Source organism: Bartonella sp. AC62GZZY, assembly GCF_042196525.1.
Lineage (GTDB): Bacteria > Pseudomonadota > Alphaproteobacteria > Rhizobiales > Rhizobiaceae > Bartonella.
Window position 1 is genome coordinate 1 of the sequence record NZ_JBHIQN010000016.1, and the last position, 24614, is coordinate 24614.

Annotated in this window: 18 protein-coding genes, 3 tRNA genes and 3 pseudogenes; 13 read left to right on the plus strand and 11 right to left on the minus strand. The window is 37.2% G+C overall.

What is annotated here, in order from left to right; all coding sequences use genetic code 11:
* Nucleotides 1–147: 147 nt before the first annotated feature.
* From ACFIML_RS07820 to ACFIML_RS07840, 5 genes and pseudogenes are all read right to left on the minus strand, one after another.
* Nucleotides 148–321: a hypothetical protein gene (locus tag ACFIML_RS07820; protein WP_375687819.1), complete on the minus strand. Its 174-nt coding sequence runs from the start codon at nucleotides 319–321 to the stop codon at nucleotides 148–150.
* Nucleotides 322–772: 451 nt separating this feature from the next.
* Nucleotides 773–1058, minus strand: a pseudogene (locus tag ACFIML_RS07825) (hypothetical protein).
* Between the two features lie 199 nt (nucleotides 1059–1257).
* Nucleotides 1258–1464, minus strand: coding sequence for a hypothetical protein (locus ACFIML_RS07830; RefSeq protein WP_375615096.1), 207 nt, complete (start codon nucleotides 1462–1464; stop codon nucleotides 1258–1260).
* A 1538-nt stretch (nucleotides 1465–3002) separates the two neighbouring features.
* A complete protein-coding gene (locus ACFIML_RS07835; protein WP_375615098.1) occupies nucleotides 3003–3209 on the minus strand; it encodes a hypothetical protein in 207 nt (68 codons plus the stop codon).
* A gap of 222 nt (nucleotides 3210–3431) precedes the next feature.
* Nucleotides 3432–3517: transfer RNA gene (locus ACFIML_RS07840), tRNA-Leu, on the minus strand.
* Nucleotides 3518–3663: 146 nt separating this feature from the next.
* Here ACFIML_RS07840 and ilvA point away from each other — a divergent pair.
* The 3 genes from ilvA (at nucleotide 3664) to ACFIML_RS07855 (ending at nucleotide 7175) form a co-directional block, all read left to right on the plus strand.
* Nucleotides 3664–4941, plus strand: coding sequence for a threonine ammonia-lyase IlvA (gene ilvA, locus ACFIML_RS07845; RefSeq protein ID WP_375608747.1), 1278 nt, complete (start codon nucleotides 3664–3666; stop codon nucleotides 4939–4941).
* Between the two features lie 35 nt (nucleotides 4942–4976).
* A complete protein-coding gene (locus ACFIML_RS07850) occupies nucleotides 4977–5507 on the plus strand; it encodes a hypothetical protein (protein ID WP_375607472.1) in 531 nt (176 codons plus the stop codon).
* Nucleotides 5508–5798: 291 nt separating this feature from the next.
* Nucleotides 5799–7175 carry a DEAD/DEAH box helicase gene (locus ACFIML_RS07855; RefSeq protein ID WP_375687821.1) on the plus strand — a complete coding sequence of 459 codons (1377 nt, stop codon included), beginning with the start codon at nucleotides 5799–5801 and terminating at the stop codon, nucleotides 7173–7175.
* Between the two features lie 1379 nt (nucleotides 7176–8554).
* Here ACFIML_RS07855 and ACFIML_RS07860 read toward each other — a convergent pair.
* Nucleotides 8555–8629: transfer RNA gene (locus ACFIML_RS07860), tRNA-Asn, on the minus strand.
* A gap of 184 nt (nucleotides 8630–8813) precedes the next feature.
* Between ACFIML_RS07860 and ACFIML_RS07865 the strand changes: the two genes are divergently transcribed.
* From ACFIML_RS07865 to ACFIML_RS07890, 6 genes and pseudogenes are all read left to right on the plus strand, one after another.
* Nucleotides 8814–8887 (plus strand) — tRNA-Cys (locus tag ACFIML_RS07865).
* Nucleotides 8888–9107: 220 nt separating this feature from the next.
* Nucleotides 9108–9782: a protein-L-isoaspartate O-methyltransferase gene (locus ACFIML_RS07870; RefSeq protein WP_375607444.1), complete on the plus strand. Its 675-nt coding sequence runs from the start codon at nucleotides 9108–9110 to the stop codon at nucleotides 9780–9782.
* Between the two features lie 108 nt (nucleotides 9783–9890).
* The gene (locus ACFIML_RS07875) at nucleotides 9891–11141 is read left to right on the plus strand and encodes a TolC family outer membrane protein (RefSeq protein ID WP_375608745.1); all 1251 of its coding nucleotides are present in this window, start codon (nucleotides 9891–9893) and stop codon (nucleotides 11139–11141) included.
* A gap of 252 nt (nucleotides 11142–11393) precedes the next feature.
* Nucleotides 11394–11948 carry a DUF2497 domain-containing protein gene (locus ACFIML_RS07880; RefSeq protein WP_375607442.1) on the plus strand — a complete coding sequence of 185 codons (555 nt, stop codon included), beginning with the start codon at nucleotides 11394–11396 and terminating at the stop codon, nucleotides 11946–11948.
* A gap of 148 nt (nucleotides 11949–12096) precedes the next feature.
* Complete coding sequence (locus tag ACFIML_RS07885; RefSeq protein ID WP_375687824.1) at nucleotides 12097–14820, plus strand: valine--tRNA ligase; 2724 nt, start codon at nucleotides 12097–12099, stop codon at nucleotides 14818–14820.
* Nucleotides 14821–15955: 1135 nt separating this feature from the next.
* Nucleotides 15956–16696, plus strand: a pseudogene (locus ACFIML_RS07890) (tetratricopeptide repeat protein).
* Nucleotides 16697–16834: 138 nt separating this feature from the next.
* Here ACFIML_RS07890 and ACFIML_RS07895 read toward each other — a convergent pair.
* The 5 genes from ACFIML_RS07895 to xth all read right to left on the minus strand — a co-directional run bounded on the left by ACFIML_RS07895 (nucleotide 16835) and on the right by xth (nucleotide 21019).
* A complete protein-coding gene (locus tag ACFIML_RS07895; RefSeq protein WP_273791447.1) occupies nucleotides 16835–17581 on the minus strand; it encodes an amino acid ABC transporter ATP-binding protein in 747 nt (248 codons plus the stop codon).
* Nucleotides 17582–17592: 11 nt separating this feature from the next.
* Nucleotides 17593–18309: an amino acid ABC transporter permease gene (locus ACFIML_RS07900; RefSeq protein WP_375607440.1), complete on the minus strand. Its 717-nt coding sequence runs from the start codon at nucleotides 18307–18309 to the stop codon at nucleotides 17593–17595.
* 2 nt (nucleotides 18310–18311) lie between these two features.
* Nucleotides 18312–19064 carry an amino acid ABC transporter permease gene (locus tag ACFIML_RS07905; protein ID WP_375607439.1) on the minus strand — a complete coding sequence of 251 codons (753 nt, stop codon included), beginning with the start codon at nucleotides 19062–19064 and terminating at the stop codon, nucleotides 18312–18314.
* A 141-nt stretch (nucleotides 19065–19205) separates the two neighbouring features.
* Nucleotides 19206–20111, minus strand: coding sequence for a transporter substrate-binding domain-containing protein (locus tag ACFIML_RS07910; RefSeq protein ID WP_375607438.1), 906 nt, complete (start codon nucleotides 20109–20111; stop codon nucleotides 19206–19208).
* 125 nt (nucleotides 20112–20236) lie between these two features.
* Nucleotides 20237–21019 (minus strand): exodeoxyribonuclease III, encoded by a 783-nt coding sequence (gene xth / locus ACFIML_RS07915; protein WP_375614760.1) that lies wholly within the window; start codon nucleotides 21017–21019, stop codon nucleotides 20237–20239.
* 487 nt (nucleotides 21020–21506) lie between these two features.
* Here xth and rpsL point away from each other — a divergent pair, with 487 nt between their 5' ends.
* From rpsL to ACFIML_RS07935, 4 genes and pseudogenes are all read left to right on the plus strand, one after another.
* Complete coding sequence (rpsL, locus tag ACFIML_RS07920) at nucleotides 21507–21878, plus strand: 30S ribosomal protein S12 (protein ID WP_005773262.1); 372 nt, start codon at nucleotides 21507–21509, stop codon at nucleotides 21876–21878.
* A gap of 18 nt (nucleotides 21879–21896) precedes the next feature.
* Entirely contained in the window at nucleotides 21897–22367 is a 471-nt protein-coding gene (gene rpsG / locus ACFIML_RS07925) for a 30S ribosomal protein S7 (protein WP_273791452.1), read from the plus strand.
* 24 nt (nucleotides 22368–22391) lie between these two features.
* The gene (gene fusA / locus ACFIML_RS07930) at nucleotides 22392–24476 is read left to right on the plus strand and encodes an elongation factor G (protein ID WP_375607436.1); all 2085 of its coding nucleotides are present in this window, start codon (nucleotides 22392–22394) and stop codon (nucleotides 24474–24476) included.
* Nucleotides 24477–24538: 62 nt separating this feature from the next.
* A pseudogene (locus ACFIML_RS07935) lies at nucleotides 24539–24614 on the plus strand (elongation factor Tu); the annotation flags it as partial.

Genomic DNA, 24614 nt, shown 5'->3' on the forward strand with positions numbered 1-24614 from the left:
TTATGGCTCCTTTTGAGTCATAATTAATGACATCATTAGTCAAATATTGATTTTTATTCTGTGAAAAATTGATTAGCTGCTTGTCAACAGAAAAAATCATGATCTTATGCTTTTTTACTTTTTACCTAAAGTTGGTGTTTTTAAACATTAAAAGTTGTAGAAAAAATTCAAGTAAGAAATGTTGATAACTTTGCTAAGACTTCGCCCATTACGCGTTACTATATCTAAAGCACGCGGCTGGTCGCAGCGTATCACACCTGTTGTATGCAGCCCTGTTCCCACCAATGAAACAGCAAAGCCTGCTGTTCTAGCAAATGACATAATCAGTTTTCTCATAGACAGAGGTTGGGTCAAGCGATACAAACCAAATTTCACCCCGCTTCATTACAAGAGCTCTCTGTCAACAGGCTTTGCATCAAACCACTCTACATCTTTATCCGCAAAATCGTCCGAAGGATTACATTGGGCTAACAATTCTTCAAGAGTGTAATTTTGCGATTTGTCCATTATCAATAGCCAAACCCACGTGCATATTTTCAGTAAGATGAAGAACATCAAACAATGCAGGAGGTATAGAGAGCATAACGGATCCTCCAACTTTACGTAATTTTGTTGTGCATAAAACGCCCTCTCTAATATTATATAAAAATATAACATAAAGCTCATGATTCAATAGCTTCTTATGCTTTTGTGTAAATGTTTAAGAAGCGCATTTAGAGCAATACGCAATATACTCTGAATTAAAGTCAATATTTTTTATCTCTCTGTTGATCTAGTCTATAAGAGGTTCGTAATTGAGAATGCTTTTCGGAATATCACCTCCGTAAACCATGCTTTTACTTGCGCTTTGGTACTAAAATCCGCATTCTTAGGTGTTTTGTAATACTGACCACCATCAAACTTTTCACATCCTCTTGTGCGGTCTCCATATTCGTAGAGGTTGTAAAAATACTCCTCTGTCCAATCCCCCATGGGGCATACCCACTGCCGTTGCAACAAACCTCTTTCGCATGGGCTTGTTTACGGTTTTTTAAGAGTAGATGTTTTAAAATGAACATGCTTTAATCCTAATTTTACAAATTTGTCTATTTGCCTCAAATTTGACCGTACAGAGCGTTTTATATGATAGGTTTTTTATCATAAAATCTTTAAATCACTCTGTACGGTGCCATTTTGTCGATTTAAATGCACATCCAATCACAAAACGATCAGCAATTTTCTCTAGTTTGCTAACCTGAAATGTTTTTCACTTGCTTTTCAACCAACGTGAGTGGTCTTGAATTCTCTCTCATTGCCTTTTTTCAGCTTTTTTTCATGGGTGTTCAAAACAGCCTTGTGTACAAGATTGGCTTTTGCCAAAAGACTATTTTCCAAATCACGGCATAATCTTACTAACTCACGAGTGCTTGGAAAAAACGTATCTGATAAATCTTCTACCTCATCGCATAAAATCCGTTTAACCATTTTTATCAGTGACTACGTAGAAACACTTTCCAAAATCATTCTCCATAGGTAAGCGCTATACCTTCATGATCGGCCTGTTGCGAAATTTTAAACCACACGAAAGCATCCGAATTTCCTTGGCTATGTCCTCTTTGTTCGCTTTTATTTAAAACAATTCGTGAAATTGATCACATGCTTCTAAGGCAATTGCTTCCTTCTGTTGTGTCAATGCTTGCCATTTTTCAAAACTAAAGGAAACTGCGGAGCTATCATCTCGTGAATGTGTTTCAAAGTGACCTCGAGGCCTGATATCAAGGATGCTGTCTGAGATGCGTTCATCTACACTTTTTTGCCTTTGAGAGTGATTTCCATAGTTTTTTCCGTTCTCTAAATCCTTGATAGCTTTTCACACCCAATTGCGTCATGTTGCTTTCCAATAATCTCGAAATTTTGTCATTTCGACTTTGACACGCTCTGGAGGCAATTCCTCATCGATTGCAAAATTATCAGGGATACGACAGTCACTGTCATTTCTAACCCGTTTAGCTTTTTTCGGAATGTTTTTTTGCTCGTGAATGGAAGGTTGGTTTTCTATACCCGTTTCGATTTGCTCTGATGTGGTCTCAACAGCAGCAATCTTTGTTGGTTCGTCAACTTGTTCGTTTGTTTCTAAATTTTCAGAACCAGTTTTTTTACTAAAATGATGGTTTTAGTATATTATATATATATTCTTATTCTGGTTCTTTATAGCTTGATTTTACTTAGCGTTTACTTCAGCAAGATCATTACAATGTTTTTTATAGCGTTTTTTATTGTGCACTTTTTTCCAGCCTCACTATGAATTTGCGATATGTGCACTTTTTTTATCAGTAAAATCTTTTAGCTCTTCTTCAACGCGCGTATTCGACAAACCATTATCTTTCTCAATAAGTTTATCATTTCTTATTAAGTGTTCGACAAGAGTTGCAAACTTTTTTGCGAGCAATTTCAGTGCGTACAAGCGTTTCAAAGTCTTCTTTAATTGGTGCTTTTTGTCATACATGCGAATGAAAAGCGTTATATAAACTCACCTTTGCTCCAACGTCATTCCATCTATCTCATTGATCCAGTCATTCAAATGGAATCTTATCCATGGCATTGCATTAGACATGCGCATTCCCTTCTTTAACTAAATATAAAATTGCTAAAGCATTTGCTTCGGTGTCATCTTTTGGGTTTTACCCTTTTGCACAACACCGTTTTAATCATCTTTTCTTGTGAAGAGTTGCCTTTATCTGTTGTTATCTTCATTTTTGTAAGTCATTGCTGAAAACGCAAATAGCGCATACCATCGCCTTTAAAACGACAAGATTCAAAATTGACAAGTGCCACTTGTTATACTGCTGTCTACACGAGAAATCGCTCAGCCTGTCTTGGTACCTAGATCAAGGTAGAGAATGATTTGTGTATTTGATGATCATCTTCCCCCATTAAGGCTGTTGTGTATTTATATGTGCGCTATGATAGAGCGTGTTGTGATTGCCTGTCTTGAAAAAATGTTTGTGAGAAAGTACTTGAAACTACTTTTGGGCTAAATTTTTAATTGCCATTCGAGGAAAAATAATTTTAGAAGCAGTTGATTTTCGAATTAACTCTTCTTGTTTTTGAATCACATCTTTTTGTGCACGTATTATTTTAGCTTCTTTATCTATTATTTTGTCTTTTGCATCTATCTCTTTTCTGAGCTTTTGCGTCGTTTTACAAGAGTCATGAAGAGTATAAGCCAATCCCAAATTAGCAATACTAATTGCCTCTCCATCCTATAAAGATGAGGAGGAGGTCAAAGTGCTAAAAAGGTACCTCAAAAAGCAGCAATGATTCGTATTTTAGCATCATCGCGGTGCTGTCTAATAGCGTTATAATAAAGTTACGAAAGGTGGTGTAGAAGGTGCTTTAATTTTTTTTGATTTTTAATAACTCATTGGAAAATAAGAGAGATTAAGATAATTTGGTGCGGACGGCGGGACTTGAACCCGCAAGGTCTTCGACCGGCAGATTTTAAGTCTGCTATGTTTACCGTTTTCATCACGTCCGCGATGTGAGTTCTCTCATAAGCTATATCTTTTATTGAATCAAGAATTAATGACAAAAGAAACATTTTTCATTTTTTAGTGAAATTTTGACTGACAATAGTTTCCTTTATCGATAGAAAAAGCTTTTATAATGTAAATAAAGTATGAAATGATTAGTGTTATGAGTCAATTTATTCAAGACGTCACAAAAGCTATGGTGGGATTGCATCACGTGTTTGCTGAAACACCACTTCAAAGAAATGATTTTCTTAGCCAAAAGTATGATGCAGAAATTTATTTAAAGCGTGAAGATTTAACACCGGTGCGGTCTTATAAGATTCGTGGTGCTTTCAATTTTGTTTCAGAAATGCTTAGCTGTATATCACCAGATTCTGCATTTGTTTGTGCTTCAGCGGGGAATCACGCGCAAGGGGTTTCTTTTGTTTGTCGTTATTTTAAACGTAAAGGCGTGATTTTCATGCCTATGACAACGCCACAACAAAAAATTGAAAAAACACGTATTTTTGGTAAAGAATTCATTGATATTCGTTTGGTTGGTGAAACATTTGATCAATGTTATGAAGCTGCACAATCCTTTGTCGTAGAGAGCGGTGGTGTAATGGCTCCACCTTTCGATGATATTCGCATTATTACGGGGCAGGCAACAGTGCTTTGTGAGGCTGCTTTACAATGGAAAAAACTCAATGGAGAAAGTGAGCCAGATTTGATGATTGTGCCGGTAGGTGGGGGTGGTTTGGCAAGTGGAGTGAGCAAGTTTCTACATGAATATGGTTGGAAAACAAAGCTTCGTTTTGTTGAGCCGCAAAGAGCAGCAAGTTTACTTGCTTGTTTGGAGAGTGGAAAACGCGTCAAGCTTGAAAGCATTGATACTTTTGTAGATGGTGCTGCTGTGGCTGAAATTGGTGCACTAAACTATACAATTCTAAAGCAATTTCCCCCTGATTCTGTCATTACGGTTCCTGAAAATCGCGTTTGTTCTACCATGGTTGAAATGCTTAATGTTGAAGGTGTGGTTCTTGAACCGGCTGGTGCTTTATCGATTGATGCGCTTAACAGTATTCCTCCTCAAGAGTTAAAAGGGAAAAAAATTCTTCTCGTTATTTCAGGAGGTAATTTTGATTTTGAGCGTTTGCCAGAAATTAAAGAGCGTTCTTTACGTTTCCAAGGGTTGAGAAAATATTTTATTTTTAGTTTTCCGCAACATCCTGGTGCATTGCGTCATTTTCTTTCCACATTATCGCCAGATGATGATATCGTACGTTTTGAATATCTTAAAAAATCAGCGAGAAACTTTGGTTCTGTATTGGTTGCGATTGAAACAAAAAAATACGGTAATTTTTGTCTTTTAGAGGAAAAATTTCAAACGTTAGGTTGGCGTTACCGTGATATTACTGATGATCAAACTTTATTTGATTTTGTTATTTGAAAAACTGAAATTTTACTAAAACAAGAAGTATAACGATGAAACCTATTTTTTATTCGGTGCTGAGTCTATTTTTCTTTTTGATTGTTAATCAACAGAGTTTAGCATCTCAGCCAACAATAGTACAAAAAGATGAACTTTCAAGAGTCGTTGTTGATGTCAATAATGCTATAAAAAATGGGGATTTTATGCCTATTTCTCGTTATATGCCTGAGCGGCTTTATAAAGAGATGGCACATCGATTGAATACAACAGAGAGTGCTTTACGTAGTGATTTTCTTCAACAGTTGCATAAGAAGTTTGAGGGGTTGCCTTCTGGTGCTTATTATTTAGATAAAGAAAATATAGAGTATTTACAAACTGATAACGGTACTTTGTATGCTTTAATTCCAACAGTTCTTGAGATGAAAGATCGCATCATTCAATATAAAACTTTGGCGATTTTTGATAAAAACCAATGGTATTTAATTTATGGCGGTCAAAAAACTTTACAAAATCCAGTTTTTCTCGAGATTTATCCTGATTTTATCAAGGTACATTTACCGATGGACACAATCATCAAAAAGTAAACGATCTAAATATTGTTTTTATTCATGATAAATGTATTTCGTAAAGTTCTTGCTTTTTTATCATAATCCAAAGATAATAGAGGTGAAGGCATTTAGGCTGGTTTGTTGGCTTTTTGTAAAGTGAAGTTTATACGCCTTTATCTTGATTTCAAGGTGTTCATGAGTTGCGCAAGCCGCTTTTTAGGCGTTGCTTCATTTAAAATGTCAGGGATTTCTCTTGCGCGGATTCTTGAGTGGAGAGTTCAGATGGTTACTTCATTTTGAGTTCTTCAGCTAAGGAAAGATTTTATTTTGCCTATAAAAGAAGAAAATGTTTTTACAAAGTTAGGTTTGCCTACTCTTTTGATTAAAAATTTACTCATTGCTGGGATGAGTAAACCTAAACCTATACAAGAACAAGCTATTCCAGTGATGTTGAAAGGACACGATATTTTAGGTGTTGCTCAGACAGGTTCTGGAAAAACCTTGGCATTTAGTTTGCCTATTTTAAGTCAGATTTTGGCTTTAGGTGATAAACGATGCTCTAAAACTGCACGCGCTTTGATTTTAGCTCCAACGCGTGAACTTGCTGTTCAGATTGATGAAACGATTCGCACTGCGGCGAAAGGAGCACATCTTTCAACATGTCTTATTTTTGGGGGCGTATCACGTTTAAAACAAATTAAACGTATGGAAGCAGGTGTGGATGTTTTGATAGCGACTCCAGGGCGTTTGAGAGATCTTGTTCGTGAAAAGTGTGTTGATCTTTCCCAATCTCGTTTTTTGATTTTGGATGAAGCAGATCGTATGTTGGATATGGGGTTTATTCATGATGTTAAGCAAATTGCAAAGCTTTTGCATCAAGAGCGTCAGACAGCACTCTTTTCTGCAACAATGCCGAGGGAAATTGCTGTGCTTGCAAAATGTTTACTCAATGATCCGGTTAAAATTGAAGTTGTTCCTCAAGGTACTACGGCTGTAGAGATTTGCCAAAAATTATATTGTGTTCCTACGAATGAAAAAAAGAATGTTTTAAGTAAACTTTTGACAAATCCAGCTTTTGATTCGGTTATTGTTTTTACTCGAACGAAACATGGGGCAGATGCTGTCACGCGTAGTTTAGAAAAGGTAGGATATTTAGTCGCAACAATTCATGGAAATAAATCACAAGGTGCTCGCCAGTCTGCTTTAAAAGCTTTTCGTGAAAGATCTGTGCAGATCCTAGTGGCAACAGATATTGCTGCACGCGGTATTGATATACCAGGGATAAGTCACGTTATTAATTACGACTTACCAGATGAAGCTGAAAGTTATGTACATCGTATTGGTCGTACAGGACGTAATGGTGCATCTGGTGTAGCACTTACGCTTTTTGATGAGAAGATAGAAAGGTCCCGCTTGCGTGCTATAGAGCGCTTGATTCGTATGAAATTGGTGGCTGAGGCTGTTCCAGAACAATTTGCAGCGTTTCCAGAAAAGCCAATTGTACGAGAAAATAAAGAAAACGATAAGGAACGCCGTTTTAAAAAATCTAAACGTCAAAAACAGTTTTTAGGTCGAAAAGATGATGCTGCACAGTTGCAGCGGAAGAATTCTTCACCTCAAAATGAGAGGCAGCAAAAAGCAAAAGCGGTAGTAAAGCGTGCAAAGACTTTTCGTTTTCGGAAATCAGTTAAGAAGGCTGCTTAGATAAAGTCTTGAAAAAAGATCATGTATAGGAGATTTTTTACTTTTGTTGATTTATTCTCAATTGAAAAGAGTTAAAAGTAAGAAGATTCTTCAGAGTTTTTCATTTTTTAGAAATGAAAACTTCTAACCGTTTGGATTTATTTAAAAATCATTATTGTAGAGGCAATTATTTATTTGCTTTATTCCCATTTTTAAAAATGGGAATAAAAGTAGATTTTATTTATATAAAAATTATTTTTATAAAGGATGTGTTTTATCTTTAATGATAACTTTTAATTTTAAAAATTGATGTCTAATAATAACTCATTGTTTTATATATTTAATAATTCATTATATCGTATTTTTTTTCATTTTTAAGTTATTTATGCGGATCAATCAAAAGTATTCGCTTGCACGTTATGTGTGAAGTTGTCATATAAATAAACATTTGAAAAATAAATAAAATAATTTTTATAAACTCTTTCAAAGGCAATGGGGGATTGCTGAGATTGAGAGTTGAAAAATAGTACGATGGTATGACTTTTATTATAAATAAAGATGGGGCTGATCAATCGATTTCATTTTATACCATTTACGGGGGTGTCATTGTGAAAGAGTCTTGGGGAATTTAAGAGATATCTCTTTAAAAAAGCATGTGACTGCATAATACAATAGCGAGAATGTCATGATTTCTGAAGGCTTTCTCAGGATTCTTAACAATTTAGCTTGTTATCTTGGTTTTTACTGTAAAACACTATTATTTGGGGGGGATATAAAGTATTTGGGAGATATAAAGCCTATAAGACTTTATGTATTAAATGTTTTATGACAGTGTGGTGAACAAGGCAAGGTTGTTTGTAAAGCGTTGAAGTGGTTAGCAGGAGGAATAACCTGTTAGATAAGACGTCGGAGTGTTTACAGATTTGTTTTATATTTTTTGCTTTTAGGATGGGGAGGAGATTATGTGGGGTGTATGGAGATAATATATGACCTTGATTATTGATTCTTCCATTTTTCAAAATGATTGCTTCATGAGCAGGTTTTTAAGTTTAATTTCTTTATTGAGTATAAATCATTCTTTCTTTGGAAAAAAATATGATACAGTTTCATTGCTGATGGAGCTTAATAATTCATCTTTGATGAAAGAAATCGTAATTTATAATATGCAAATAATTGCAGTGCCCTCTTATAGAAGCGCGGTGGTTTGAAAAAAGTAATCTTATTTGTGCTATTCTAAAATGAATCAATTGCTTTTTGCGTTCATTGCAAAAAAACACATCCCGTATGATATTGCGTTTCTATATTTATTGCAAAAATCCTATTCCCTCACTTTTATTAACGAATCCCTCATGTCTAAAAGCTTGAGAAAAAACAATAAACTACGTGGAATAAAAGAAAAGTGGCTCCCCGGGCCGGATTCGAACCAGCGACCAACCGGTTAACAGCCGGTTGCTCTACCGCTGAGCTACCGGGGAACGGTGCCCAATTATTTAATTGAAAAGGCTATAGCAAAGCAATACTGATTTGCAAAGGATAAAATTACTTTTTTTAAAAAAATATGATAAATTGTGTAATAAGAGGAAAAAAGGTGTGAGAAGATTTCTACACCTTGACGGATGCGTTGCCTTCCCTTATGGAAACCTTTATGTTTGTTGACGAGGCCTCGTGGCGGAATGGTTACGCAGAGGACTGCAAATCCTTGTATCCCGGTTCGATTCCGGGCGAGGCCTCCAGCCGATTTTAAACGAAACGGCTTTTAGGGGAGATGAGGTATAGGAAAATAGATTATTTCCCTCTATTCTTGTGAAGACACTTTTATGTGAGAGATTATATAGTTAAAATCTAATTGTTGACTGTGGCGTCCTTTTTTGTAACACCTATAGTTTAAGAGATCTTCGTTCCTTATTGTCGCTGTTTTGTTTGTTTTTTGTAGGTTAGGAGAAAATATTCGTTATGGTTGCAGATTTTGCTGAGCTTCGTCGCAAAATGGTTGACAATCAAATTCGTACAGTCGATGTAACGGATTTATCAGTTCTTGAAGCCTTTTTAACGGTATTTCGTGAAGATTTTGTATCGGAAGATATGAAAATGTTAAGTTATCTTGATACCGATATTGTTCTATGTCCAGTGCAAGATGGGGTTCCTGCACGCTATTTGATGAAACCTGCGTCTCTAGCAAAATTACTACAGCTTGCCGCTGTAAAATCATCAGATGTTGTTTTAGATATTGGTGCAAATAGTGGTTATTGTGCAGCGTTGCTTGCAAAACTTGCAGGGTCTGTGATTGCGCTGGAAAGTGATCAATCTCTCTTTGAACGTGCTCTTGACGCTTTAGAACGTAATCAATGTGATAATGTGGTTGTCGTTCATGGTCCTTTAGAGCAAGGATATGCCGTTGAGGGACCTTATGATGTGATTTTCATTGAGGGATCTGTTGATTTTATTCCTCAAGGTATCTTTGATCAAATGAAAGACTGTGGACGTCTTGTTGTGGTTGAAGGGCATGGAAATGCTGCTATTGCACAAATCTATATAAAAGAAGATGGGATCATCTCGGCTCGTCGTGCTTTTAATCTTGCTGTAAAGCCTCTTCCTTGTTTTTTAAAAACACCTGGTTTTGTATTTTAGAGCTTGTTTGTTCGGTGAATAAAAGATAATTTCGTAATTTATTTGGGGTATGTTGTTGTGTGTATTGTGTTAAAAATAAACAAGAAGTTTCAGGCATGTTTGTTGTTGGTGTTGAGTATTTTTTTATCAGAGACTGTTTGTGCTGAAACATTGATGGATGCCTTTTCTAAGGCTTATAAACACAATGCTAAGTTGAATAGTGAACGTGCAGCTGTGCGTATATCCAGTGATGATGTTGTCATTGCGCGATCGGGGTTATTGCCACAAGTTGAGGGGGTTGGGAACTATGGGCGCAATAAGTCTTTTACAGGTCCTTATGTCACTTCTGGATCTATAGGTGTGAGATTAAATCAAAGATTATTTGACGGGTTTATCACGCAAAATATCTTTTCTTCAGCGCAAGTTAAGTTGCAGGCTCAACGTGAGTATCTTCGTAATGCTGAACAAAATACTTTTCTGGAAACTGTAACGGCTTATGCTAATGTCTATCAGGCACGTCGTATTGCCGATCTTCGGAGAGAAAATTTGGCAGCTCTTGAAGAGCAAGTTCGTTCCGATAAAGCAAAATTTGATGTGGGTGAGGGAGGGCGTGTTGATCTTGCTCAAGCTCAAGCAGCACGTTCCGTGGCAGTTTCAGAGCTGAGTCTTGCTCGTGCTGATGTAAAAGCAGCCGAGGCAGTGTATCGACAAGTTATTGGTTCTGATCCTGAAAAGTTAAAAAGCCCTCCCGTAGCCAGAGATTTTCCTGCCAACCTTGATATGGCTTACCAGATGAGCGTTTCTATGCATCCAGCAATCCTTTATGCTAAATATTTAGTCGATGCGAGTGTTTACAATGTAAAGGCAAAAGAAGGTGCATTGCTCCCTAAGGTCGATTTTTCTGCGACAGCGTCTTATAATCGAATTTATAGTGGTCCTGGAGAGGATGGCGTTTCTAAATCAATAGGGTTGTCAGTGAGTGTCCCAATTTTTGAAGGAGGGCGTACGTCTGCGCAAATTCGCCAATCAAGGGAACAGCTTGGACAGGCGCAGCTTCAACTCGATTTGGCGCATAGCAATACCCGACAAGCACTTACTTCTGCTTGGTTTCAGTTGGAGGGCGCACGCTCATCTGTTGTTGCTTATCGTGAAAGTGTTCGTGCTGCTGAAATTGCTCTGAAAGGTCGTGTTCAAGAAAATCGCGTAGGGCAAGCAACGACATTGGATGTTTTAAATTCTCGTACTCAATTGATTAATGCTCAAATTGCGCTTGCAATGGCAGAGCGTAATGCTGTTGTGGCGAGCTATAGTGTTCAATCTTCTATTGGTAAGTTGACTGCAAGTTATTTAGGTTTAAAAACAATTCAATATATCCGATAATACATAAAAGTATCTCTTTGAATCTTATTAAATTATTTTAGTTTTTAAAAGATTAGTAAGTCAACAGTTGAATATGTTGAAAGATATTGCGGCGAGATATTATTTTTATAAGTGTAGAAAACTGTGTGTAGCGCCCTCTTTATGACAAGCATATTTGAAAATATCATAGGAGGCATGTTGATCTTATAATTCTTTTGCATACACTGAAAATATGATTCTATTTGTTGTTGCGTCTTTGAGAGGTTGTAAAGTATGGTACAGAGTTCAAGCGTGTTACGTGAGCCAAGTATGGATGAAATTTTAACATCTATTCGTGAAATAATCGAAGAAAATGCGGTTCAATCTGATCACTTTTTAAATGAAGATGTTGCACTGAATGCTTCAGAAGTGGCATCCGAGGGTATTTATGATACAACCTTATCGGTTGATGATGCTATGAAAGCTTTAGCTGATCGTATTGGTCTTTCTTCTGAAAATCAAGGAGGGAAGATAACGCAAGAGAAAGAGGATATAGAGGCAGAAAATAATACAGTTGGTATGGATATGCAAAAGATGAAGCTTTCTTCTGAAGAACGGAATTCTGTTTATAAAGCAAAAGAATATGAAGATGAGATAAGAAAATCACAGTCAGACGCTGGAAGGGATGGTCATGTGGAATTGTCTGCATATTGTATTTCTTCTGCAGAAAAGATTGCAAAGGATGTATTGCGTCCGGCTATAGCTGAATGGTTACAGTCTAAATTGCCTGTTTTGCTGGAAGATATTTTGCGTGAAGAGATTGTGAAGGCGATTAAGAAATCGTCTTAATTATTTTTACATTATTTTTATGTTTTTCATTTTATGGGGATTTTGTTTGCGATTGTGCGAGCTCTCTAGTGAATGGCTGAGATTCACGAAATTTTGATCAGGTTTTGATCATATATTGTGTTGTTCAGCGGCGTTATGGATGGATAGAATGTTAGAAAAAAACTATGATGCTGCCTCTATAGAGCAACGGGTTGCAAAGAGATGGGAGACTCGTGGGGCTTTTAAAGCAGGAGTGGGTTCTAAAAGTGGTGCAGAAACTTTTTGCGTTATGCTTCCACCCCCGAATGTTACCGGCTCACTTCATATGGGGCACGCACTCAATACGACAATTCAAGATATAATGGTTAGATTTCAGCGGATGCGTGGCAGGAATGTGTTGTGGCAGCCTGGTATGGATCATGCTGGGATTGCTACACAAATGGTTGTAGAGCGCCAACTTGCAGAACGCCAAGAACCAACGCGTCAAGAAATGGGAAGAGAAAAGTTTATTGAGCGTATTTGGAAATGGCGTTATGAAACTGGAGGCATTATTGCAAACCAGTTGCGCCGTCTTGGGATTTCATGTGATTGGTCGCGTGAGCGGTTTACAATGGATGAGGGGTTGTCGCAGGCGGTTCGTGAAGTTTTTGTCACGCTTTATAAGCAAGGGTTGATATATAGGGATAAGCGCCTCGTCAATTGGGATCCTAAATTGTTGACAGCTATTTCAGATCTTGAAGTTGAGCAAAAAGAAGTTCAAGGACATTTGTGGCACTTTAGATATCCACTTGAAGGTAAAGTTTTTGATCCAAATGATGCGACAACTTTTATAACAGTGGCGACAACACGACCAGAAACAATGCTTGGTGATACAGGAATTGCTGTTAATCCTGAAGATGAGCGTTATAAAAATCTTATCGGTAAAAATGCTCTTTTGCCGCTTGTTGGTCGTCGGTTATTAATTGTTGGTGATATGCATGCTGATCCTGAGGCTGGAAGTGGTGCTGTAAAAATCACACCAGCCCATGATTTTAATGACTTTGAAGTGGGGCTGCGTAATCATTTAAGCTTGATCAATATTTTTACCCCAAAAGCTGAGATTTTTCTCCGTGAGAATGAAGCATTTTTTGATGGTTTGATATTATCAGATGAATTAGAAATGTTAGTAGAAAGTCTCGATAAATCTGATCGTTTTGTTGCGCGCCAGAAGATTGTTGCTTTGATGAAAGAACAGGGATATTTGGCTTCTGTTGATGATCATCCCCATATGGTTCCTCATGGAGATCGCAGTGGTGTTCCTATTGAGCCTTTTTTGACAGATCAATGGTATGTTCATGCTGCTGAATTAGCAAAGCCAGCGATAGAGGCTGTTCAACAAGGAAAAACGCAGTTCGTTCCCGATAACTGGAAAAAGACCTACTTCAATTGGATGCAGAATATTCAACCTTGGTGCATTTCTCGCCAATTATGGTGGGGACATCAGATTCCTGCTTGGTATGGACCTGATGGAACAGTTTTTGTTGAAAAAAGTGAAGAAGAGGCTTTAGATTCAGCTGTTGCTCATTATGGTGAGGTGGTTGAATTAATCCGTGATCCGGATGTTTTAGATACTTGGTTTTCATCAGCTCTTTGGCCTTTTTCAACATTAGGATGGCCCAATAAAACGACTGAGTTGTCTACTTTTTATCCAACATCTTTATGCGTGACAGGGTTTGATATTATTTTTTTCTGGGTTGCTCGTATGATGATGATGGGACTTCACTTTATGGGTGATGTTCCTTTCCCAACGGTTTATGTGCATGCTCTGGTACGGGATCAAAAGGGTGCAAAGATGTCAAAATCTAAGGGAAATATTATCGATCCCTTAGAGCTTGTTGATCAGTATAGCGCTGATGCACTTCGTTTTACTTTGGCTATTATGGCAGCACAAGGTCGTGATGTAAAACTTGATGTTTCCCGTATTGCTGGTTATCGTAATTTTGCTACGAAATTGTGGAATGCTACCCGATTTGCACAGATGAATGGTGTGAAGCATGATCCAGCTTTTAAACCAGAACAAGCAAAACTGGCGCTTAATCGTTGGATTTTAACGGAACTCTCTAAAACGATTTCAGCAGTGACAATTGGTATTGAACACTATAAATTTAATGAGTCTGCCGCTACACTTTATCGTTTCATTTGGAATACACTCTGTGATTGGTATTTGGAACTTCTCAAACCTATTTTTCAGGGGGAAAATGAAGATGCTAAAAATGAGGCTCAAGCTTGTACTGCTTGGGTTTTAGATGAAGTTTATAAACTTCTTCATCCTTTTATGCCATATATGACGGAAGAGTTGTGGTCTCTTACAGAAACGCAAGCCATCAAGCGTGAGGATATGCTCGCATTGACAAAATGGCCAGAGGAAACATTGATAGATGAAGAAGCTGCTGATGATATTAATTGGCTTATTGATGTCATCACGGGGATTCGGGCTGTACGTTTTGAAATGAATATTCCAGTGGCTACGCAAGCACCTCTTGTTGTTGTTGAAGGAGGGGAAGTAACGCGAGAGCGTGTGAAGCGTTATGATGCACTTCTTAAAAAATTAGCGCGTATTGAAGTTATTGATTTCTCTGATAAAGTTCCGGAAGTATCAGCACAAATGATTTTGGGAGAGGCTGTTTTTTGTTTACCCTTAGGACAGTTGATTGATTTGGAAGCTGAACGTGTTCGTTTGAGGAAGGATGTTAGTAAAATTGAACAAGATATTGAAAAAATATCGCTTAAGTTAAACAACCCCCAATTTATAGCAAATGCAAAAGCAGAAATTGTTGAGCGTGAGCGGAACAGGGTTTTAGAACTGCGTGCAGCGCAGAAAAAAATATTTGTTGCTTTAGAGCGGTTAGATTGATTTCAGCTTTTTATTTTTTTGATAGATAATTTCATACCAGTAGGGCTGGTATAGATCTTCTTTAAAGGAAACTTTTCTTTTGTTAGTTTTTCATGAACGATCATAAAATCTCTACTGAAATCCATAGTTTTATGTTTATCATTAAAGAGATATCTTTTAAGGCATCTAAGCCTATTCCATGATGTAGATCATGAATGCTATAACAGTAAATCCATAGAGCTTCCCTTCTTTATGCTTGTGAAATAGCAAGCGCCGGTATCATTCTGTCCAATCAGGACAGCTCTTGGCTCAGACCGTTCGTAAGAGGCATTTTTAGTTCTTTCTTACACAGAGTTTTTATCCACATAGCTCTCTCTACTTGTAATGTGCAAGCGGATGGTTTTGAGTGATTTAACATGGAACAGGTTTGGAATGAGAGAATCTTACGATATTTGAGGGACTCATTCAAAGTGCAAAAAGGTAAATTATCATTATAAATCAATTTCTTGCTTTATTATTATAAAATATCATCATTTAGAGTAGCAATATAAGGTATGTAAAATTACACATGTGGTATTTTTTTGTATGTAGTGGTGAGTATTCTAAGGTAGAACTTGTGTGTAAAGTATGAACTAACCCCATGTGAAATGATGTCAGGTGCAATCTGTTAAACAAAAAGCTGTATTGTTTATAGATTGGCAGAGACAAAAAACTTCATCTTTAAGGTGGTAAGGCAGTTGTGAAGTTATAAGTTAACTATCATCATTATATTTATCCATCTTTCGTATTGTTTTTTATACTTAAACGCTTGCCATTCATCATGTATTCTCTTCGTTCTCAAGTTGCGGTTTAATGCACGTTATTCTATTGAACGATTTTTGCTCATACGTATAAAATTTTAAGATCAATAAATCCTAGAATGTTAAAGGGTGTGTTACAAAATATAGAATGATGATTTATATTTAAAAATCAATTTGTTATATATAAAAATTGATACTTAATTTTATCGAACATTTTGGATGGTTTTTATCTATTTGTTTTTTCTTTTAAAATTTTTACTTTAAAATTGCGTATGCTTCTTACTAAGAAAAAGAGTTTAAATATCTACAAAGAAATTTGTAACAGATATAATCATTAAAATTGAGGTAGGGGGGGAATGGTTAATAGGTTTCAGATATGGAAAAAAGTCACGATTGTTGTGATTTTAGGGGGATTCTTTTCGACTGTTTGTGTAATAGATGTCAATAGCTTGCAAGAAGCGAATGGTGGTTCGTTTTATTTTTTTTAACGTATAGAAATGGGCATATAAATCAGGCTATTCCAGCACTCCGTTGTGCTGCTAAGAGGGGCCATATCGGTGCGAATTGGAAACTTGGCTACATCTATGCAAAGGGTGATGGTGTTCCTAAAGATGATTACAAGACATATCATTTTTTTGCATATATCTTTGAAAAAGGTACAGATCTTGGTTCAGAAGATGAAAGTTATGTTTCTGATGCATTGGTTAAACTTGCAGGATATATAAAAAAGGTATTCCTCAATCACCTATGAAACCTGATCCTTCTTATACTGTTTGTCTTTATATGCAGTCTGCGGTAAACTATGGAAATCCTAAAGCTCAGTATCATTTAGGAAAAATATTTTTAAAGGGAGAGGGAAGGGAGAAAAATCCTTTACAAGCCACGATGGTTTAAACTCTCAGCAAAAAAAAGGAAATCCTTCTGTTCAAACAATGCTTGGAAATATACTGCTTAAAGAAGGAAAAATTGTCCGTGGGGCAGCAATTTTAACTGCTGCCTATAAAAAAGCTAATGTAAAAGACAAAAATTTGATTCACCCTTTGCAAGAAGAGGCTTTTGCTCTTTGTAATGAATCTGAGAGACGTACAGCAATTTGACTGGTTGCTGAGATTTTAAAGAATAACAGTTTTTAAACATCTTATTGTAATATTTTTACACTCTCTCATATTATATTAAACTCTATTTTCTTGTATACAAGTTCATAATAAAGATAGCTTTTTTTGATAATCTAACGGCTAATGACTTAGGATCTTAGACAAAAATTCTTGCGTTCTCGGTTTTCTTGCTTGCGGATCAGAAAAGAACTCTTTAGATGAACAGTCTTCAAGAATTGTTCCTTGATCTATGAAAATAACACGCTCCGAGACTTTTTGTGCAAATCCCATTTCATGGGTTACACAAATCATCGTCATACCTTCTTCTGCTAAGCTAATCATGACATCGAGTACTTCACCTACCATTTCAGGATCTAGAGCAGATGTTGGTTCATCAAAAAGCATGACAAGTGGATCCATGGTTAAGGCACGTGCAATAGCAACACGTTGTTGTTGCCCTCCAGAAAGTTGACCAGGATATTTATCTTTGTGTTCAATGAGTCCAACGCGTTCAAGATATAACAATCCACGTTCAAGTGCTTCTTTTTTGCTTCGTTTTAGGACTTTGATTTGTGCAATTGTCAAATTTTCTGTGACAGATAAATGAGGGAAAAGCTCGAAGTGTTGAAACACCATTCCTACCTGACTTCGCAATTTAGGCAGATTCGTTTTTTTTGAATGAACAGGTATTCCATTAATCCAAATTTCACCTTTTTGAAAAGGGACGAGAGCGTTAATAGTTTTAATGAGTGTTGACTTTCCTGAGCCTGATGGACCACAAACGACAACGACTTCTCCTTTATTAATATTGGTTGTACAGTTTTTAAGGACTTTAATTTCGCCATACCAATTAGAAACATTTTTTATTTCGATCATATGAGTAGACATTTTTTTTCCTGTTAGCGAATAATGGATACTTTTTTTTGTAAATACAAAACTATTTGTGACAGTGTAAAACAGATAACAAAATAGAAAATAGCTGCTAAGATATAAGCTTCTTGCTTTACACCAAAATTATTAGCAGCAATATCAAAACCATTCAAAAGGCTATGACCACTGATGGCATAAACAAGGGTTGTATCCTGAAAAAGGATAATAACTTGTGTTAAAAAGACTGGAAGCATATCTCTAAAGGCTTGAGGAAGAATGACAATGTACATACTTTGCCAATATGTCATTCCAAGAGCTTGTCCTGCATATTTTTGTCCTTGCGGAACTGAATTGATTCCAGCACGCATAATCTCAGCAAAATAAGCCGTTTCAAATGCGGTAAAGGTAATGAGTGCTGATTTATTTGCACCGATGGATATACCGGTTAAAAAAGGCAGAAGCACGAAAAACCATAAGATAACCATCACAAGGGGTATTGAACGCATAGCTGTTATGTAACTGATTGCAAACCAAGAAAGAAGTTTTATGGAAGAAAGGCGCATCATTGCTAAAAGCGTACCGAAAACAAATCCCAACACCGTTGCAAAAAGAGTTAGAAAAACGCTAAAGAGTAAACCTGATAAAATGTAAGAACGAAATACATCAAAGGTAAAAAAGGAAAAATCAAAGTCGGAAAAATTGAAAGGAGAATAAAATCCAAACTGAGAGCTTATGAAATTCATCATATTCAATTTCCCTTTGTTTGAAAATTAGGAATTTTGAGTATTTGTTCAATGACTGTCATCACAATGAATACAAATAAGGCTATTAGAATATAAAGAGCCGTAACAAGTAAATAATTTTCGTAAACATGGCTTACCTCTTCAATTGCTTGGTATTGAAATTGCATGAGCTCATTTATTGAAACGGCGAATGCTATAGACGAATTTTTCACAATCCCCATTGCTTCTGAAGTAAGAGGTGGCATAATTGCACGTATAGCACGTGGTAGAATAATATAGCGATAACTTTGATAAGTTGTAAACCCCATTGCCATAGCAGCATAGCGTTGTCCAGAAGGAATCGCTTCAATGCCTGAACGAACCTGTTCAGCAATGCGTGCAGATGTAAAGAATCCCAATGCGCATGTTATTAAGAGAATGGGGGAAAATTTCATCGCTGGTGGATAAATCTTCGGAACAACAAAATACCACAAAAACACTTGTACAAGGAGGGGAATATTACGCATAATCTCTACCCAAATAGTACCGATAGTGCGAAATATATAATTGATTATGGATGTTTTGGGTAAAGTGCGCATTGTTCCTATAATAACACCACACAATACAGCTAATATAAGTGAAGTGATAGACAATATCACCGTATTTTTAAAGCCATCGAGAAGTGTATCTAAATAGGTATGGCTCACGCCGGGAGTCCCCAAGCATCCTGTTACCAATGTTTGAGTAAGGTCATCTCTACAAAGGAAAGAAAAGTCCATTAATTGATATTCCCTCAAATTAGTCATCCACAAATAGGGCAATAAACCAAGCATATCTACATAGGCCAAATTTATTAAAAAGTGAATTAAAATATAAACCACACTCAATTTCAAAAGAGTGTGGTTCTTCTTTATTAGATTCTATAAATCTTTTTCTGCGTAGCTTTCTCGAGGCTTATTATTTGGGTGATCCCAAGCATATCTTGTTTGTTTTGATAAGGGAAGGTTCATAACAGTGTTAGCAGGTGGGATCGGTTTCATAAACCACTTATTATAAAGCTTTTCCAGTGATTCATCTTTAATCTGACGTACGATACTATCGTTGATTGTTTGTTCAAATTTTTTGTCATGTAATCTGAGCATACAGGCAATAGGTTCGACTGAAAGTACAGTATCAAGAATGACATAATCAGATGGATTCTTTGATTTAGCAATATGTCCAGCAAGAATTGAAGCGTCCATGACAAAAGCATCTGCCTTACCAGATTCTAATAATAAAAAGCTATCTCCGTGATCTTTCCCCTTTAAAACCTTAAACTGAATGTTTTTTGCACGTTTATTTTTACGAATAAGTTGAACAGATGTTGTACCGGTGGTCGTTGCAACTGTTTTTCCCTTTAAATCCTCAAGAGATTTAATGTTAGAGTTTTTCTTTACAGCAATCCGAACCTCTTCAATGTATGTCGTATAAGCAAATGCTGCTTCTTTACTGCGAGCAATATCATTTGTTGTTGAGCCGCACTCAAAATCATAGGTTTTATTTTTTAAGAGAGGAATTCTATTTTGAGAAGTGATGGGAAGATAATGAATTTTAATTGGTTTACCAATTTTTTTTGAGATATCATCAATGATCCGTTCTGCCATTTCTGTATGAAAACCTACATATTTATTATTACCAAGGGCGTAGGCTAAACCAGACGATTCACGGACACCTAAAGTAATTTCCCCTGTTCGTTTTATTTTTTCAAGAGTATCATGTTCAGCATGTGCGACACTTGTAAATCCAATGGCCGTTGCTGCAATAAGCATTAACAATGATTTCTTCATTTATGTCCTCCATTCATTTATTTTTTATTTTATGTACTTAAAATATACTGTTTATATGCTGTAGCATAGTTATTATTTTTGAGTGGAATTTTTTTGTTGTCTCATGAAATGAGGATTGTACTTTCTTAATTGATATTAAGGTGAATCCAAACAGGAACGTGGTCGGATGGTTTTTGATATCCCCTTACTTCTGTTTGACTATGAGCGCAAATTAATTGATCAACAGCTTCTGGTGATAATAATAAATGATCAATGCGAATCCCATTATTTTTAGGCCAAGCACCCGCCTGAAAATCCCAAAAACTGAAGGAGGGAGTATCGGTGACATTCCGGATAGCATCATAAAAACCTAAATGAAGAATACATTGGAATACTTTTCTTGTTTCTCGAAGAAATAAGGCATCTTGATACCATTCTTGAGGTTTTTTTGCATCTAATGGAGTGGGGATGACATTATAATCACCTGCTAGAATAAGAGGTTCTTCATACGCAAGTAATGATTTTGCATGTGTATATAATCTTTCCATCCATTCTATCTTATAGGAATATTTTTCACTCTCAATAGGATTCCCATTTGGCAAATAGAGAGATGCAACACGAACAACACCTTTGTTTGTTGAATAAACAGCTTCAATGTAACGTGTTTGTTTATCATTATCATTGCCTGGTAATCGACGGATCACTTCATCTGGTGTTTTTTTAGAGAGAATCGCAACGCCATTAAAACTTTTTTGTCCGTGTGTTTCTATATGGTAACCTAAATTTTCAATTGTATCGCGTGGAAAATTTTCATCAATACTTTTAATTTCCTGTAAACAGACTATGTCCGGTTGGCTTTGCTGCAGCCATTGACATAATGTTTCATGTCGCGCTTTTATTCCAGCAATATTCCACGTTGCTATTTTCATGGTGCTCATCATTAGATATCAAATATGCAATTCAATTTACTGCATTTATGTTTTACTACAGTCACATCTTTTTTGTTTATAGGGGATATTACTATGGTAAATTAATTTATCAAGAGTAGCGGTAAAAGCAAATTTAAAGCTTTAAAATTTAATTTATTTTCATTTTTAAAAAACTTTCTGCTGTTTAGTTCTTGACGAATGTACGTGTTCTCGCTATTAGGAATGAACATAACCGATGTGGATGTAATCAGGTGTTTTGGATATGAGCCGGAAAATTATTCACAGGTGTTAAGAAGATTAAAAGCAAATGCTAGTGCAAAAGGCTATTGCCTTCTCTGCTTATGGTTGGGTGAACTGTTTTGTGCAGGTGTGCCCGATTTTGTGTGTAGACTTAGATATCTGTTCCGATTTTGTTGGGGTGGATGGAAATTAAGATAGAAAAGCCCGATTGGGTAAGACGAATGTAGATCGAAAAGAGGAAGGTTGCATGCCTACCGTAAACCAGTTGATTCGAAAGCCGCGTGTGGCGCCAGTTAAACGTAATAAGGTTCCTGCTCTGCAGTCGAATCCGCAGAAGCGTGGTGTTTGTACGCGTGTTTATACAACAACACCGAAGAAACCTAATTCTGCTCTTCGTAAGGTTGCTAAAATTCGCTTGACGAATGGATTTGAGGTGATTGGTTATATTCCTGGAGAGGGACATAATCTTCAAGAGCACTCTGTTGTAATGATTCGTGGTGGTCGTGTGAAAGATTTGCCAGGAGTTCGTTATCACATTATTCGTGGTTTGCTTGATACACAGGGTGTCAAGAATCGTAAACAGCGTCGTTCGAAGTATGGCGCAAAGCGTCCAAAATAATATTGAGAGACAAAGCCAATGTCCCGTCGTCATAGAGCAGAAAAGCGTGAGATTAATCCAGATCCAAAATTTGGTGATTTGGTTATTATGAAATTTATGAATGCCATTATGTTTGATGGTAAAAAATCAGTTGCAGAGCGTATTGTTTATGGTGCGCTTGATTCTGTAGAAAAAAGAGTAAAAACAGATCCTGTGGCTCTATTTCATCGAGCTTTAGAGAATGTTGCTCCTCATATTGAGGTTCGTTCACGCCGTGTTGGTGGTGCTACTTATCAAGTTCCGATTGATGTTCGTCCTGATCGTCGTCAGGCTCTTGCTATTCGTTGGTTGATTGCGGCGGCACGTGGTCGAAATGAAACGACGATGGTTGAGCGTTTATCTGGTGAATTGATGGATGCGGCTAATAATCGTGGTTCTGCCGTGAAAAAGCGTGAAGATGTTCATCGTATGGCTGAAGCTAATCGTGCTTTTTCTCACTATCGCTGGTAGAAGTTTTAAACTAAGGCAAATATAATGGCTCGCGAATATAAAATTGAAGATTATCGTAATTTTGGTATTATGGCGCATATTGATGCTGGTAAGACTACGATGACTGAACGTATTCTGTTCTATACCGGTAAGAATCATAAAATTGGCGAGACCCATGATGGTGCTTCTACAATGGATTGGATGGAGCAGGAGCAGGAGCGTGGTATTACGATTACGTCTGCTGCGACAACGACATTTTGGGAAGGGCAGGACGGTCGGAAGCGTCGCTTTAATATTATTGATACGCCAGGGCACGTTGATTTTACGATTGAAGTTGAGCGCTCTTTGCGTGTTCTTGATGGTGCAATAGCCTTGTTGGATGCAAATGCTGGTGTGGAGCCTCAGACGGAAACTGTTTGGCGGCAAGCTGAAAAATATCGTGTACCTCGTATGGTTTTTGTTAATAAAATGGACAAAATAGGAGCTGATTTCTATCGTAGTGTGGAGATGGTTGGCTCTCGGTTGGGTGCTAAAGCGCTTGTTTTGCAGTTGCCGATTGGTGCTGAAAATGACTTTGAAGGTGTTGTTGATCTTGTAGAAATGAAGGCTTTAAAGTGGGATGGTTCTATTGGTGCCTCGGCGGTAATAAGTGAAATTCCCTCTGATTTAAAGGAGAAAGCTGAAGAATATCGCGAGAAATTGATTGAGATGGCCGTGGAGGTTGATGAAGCTGCGACAGAGGCTTATTTGGAAGGTGTTATGCCAACCAATGAGCAACTTGTTTCTCTCATTCGTCGGGGGACAGTAGAGGTTCAATTTCATCCGGTTCTTTGTGGTACGGCTTTTAAAAACAAGGGGGTGCAGCCACTTTTGGATGCTGTTGTTTCCTATCTTCCTTCTCCAATTGATATCCCGGCGATTAAGGGTATTGATGTAAAGACTGAGGCTGAGACGACACGCGAATCTTCTGATGATGCTCCGTTATCTATGCTTGCTTTTAAAATTATGAATGATCCTTTTGTTGGTTCGTTGACGTTCTGTCGTATTTATTCTGGTAAAGTTCAGAAGGGTATTTCTCTTGAGAATACTGTGAAGAAGAAGAAGGAACGTTTGGGGCGTATGCTTCAAATGCATTCAAATTCTCGTGAGGATATTGAAGAGGCATTTGCTGGTGATATTGTTGCTCTTGCAGGGCTTAAGGAGACGACAACGGGTGATACTCTTTGCGATCCTTTGAAGCCTGTTATTTTGGAGCGGATGGAATTTCCTGAACCCGTTATTGAGATTGCAATTGAACCGAAAACAAAAGCAGATCAAGAAAAAATGGGGATTGCTCTTAATCGTTTAGCGGCGGAAGATCCCTCGTTTCGTGTTAAATCGGATGAAGAATCAGGTCAAACTATTATAGCTGGAATGGGTGAACTTCATCTTGATATTATTGTCGACCGTATGCGGCGTGAGTTTAAAGTTGAAGCAAATGTTGGGCAGCCTCAAGTTGCTTATCGTGAGTCAATTACTAAAATGGCGGAAATTGATTATACGCATAAGAAACAATCGGGTGGTGCCGGTCAATTTGCTCGTGTGAAAATTGTTTTTGAGCCTCATGATGGTGATGATTTTATTTTTGAGTCAAAGATTGTTGGTGGTGCTGTTCCTAAAGAATATATTCCTGGTGTCCAAAAAGGGATTGAGAGTGTTATGGGGTCAGGTCCTCTTGCGGGCTTTCCTATGCTTGGTGTAAAAGCGACTCTCATTGATGGTGGCTATCACGATGTTGATTCTTCGGTTTTGGCTTTTGAGATTGCTGCTCGTGCGGCTTTTCGTGATGGGGCAAAGAAGGCTGGTGCACAGCTTCTTGAACCGATCATGAAGGTGGAAGTTGTTACACCAGATGATTATGTTGGTGATGTTATTGGTGATCTCAATTCTCGTCGGGGACAGATTTCAGGAACTGAAGCGCGCGGCATTGCAACGGTTGTGAATGCAATGGTTCCTTTAGCAAATATGTTTGGTTATGTGAATACTCTTCGCTCTATGAGTCAGGGGCGTGCGCAGTATACAATGCAGTTTGATCATTACGAGCCTGTACCTTCGGCTGTTGCTTTGGAGATTCAAAAGAAATACGCGTAATTTCAGGTTGGTAATTAATTTTTAACTTAGTCCTTGGTTTGGACGGAAAATGGAGAGCTCAAATGGCGAAGAGCAAGTTTGAACGAACAAAACCGCATGTTAATATTGGTACGATTGGTCACGTTGATCATGGGAAGA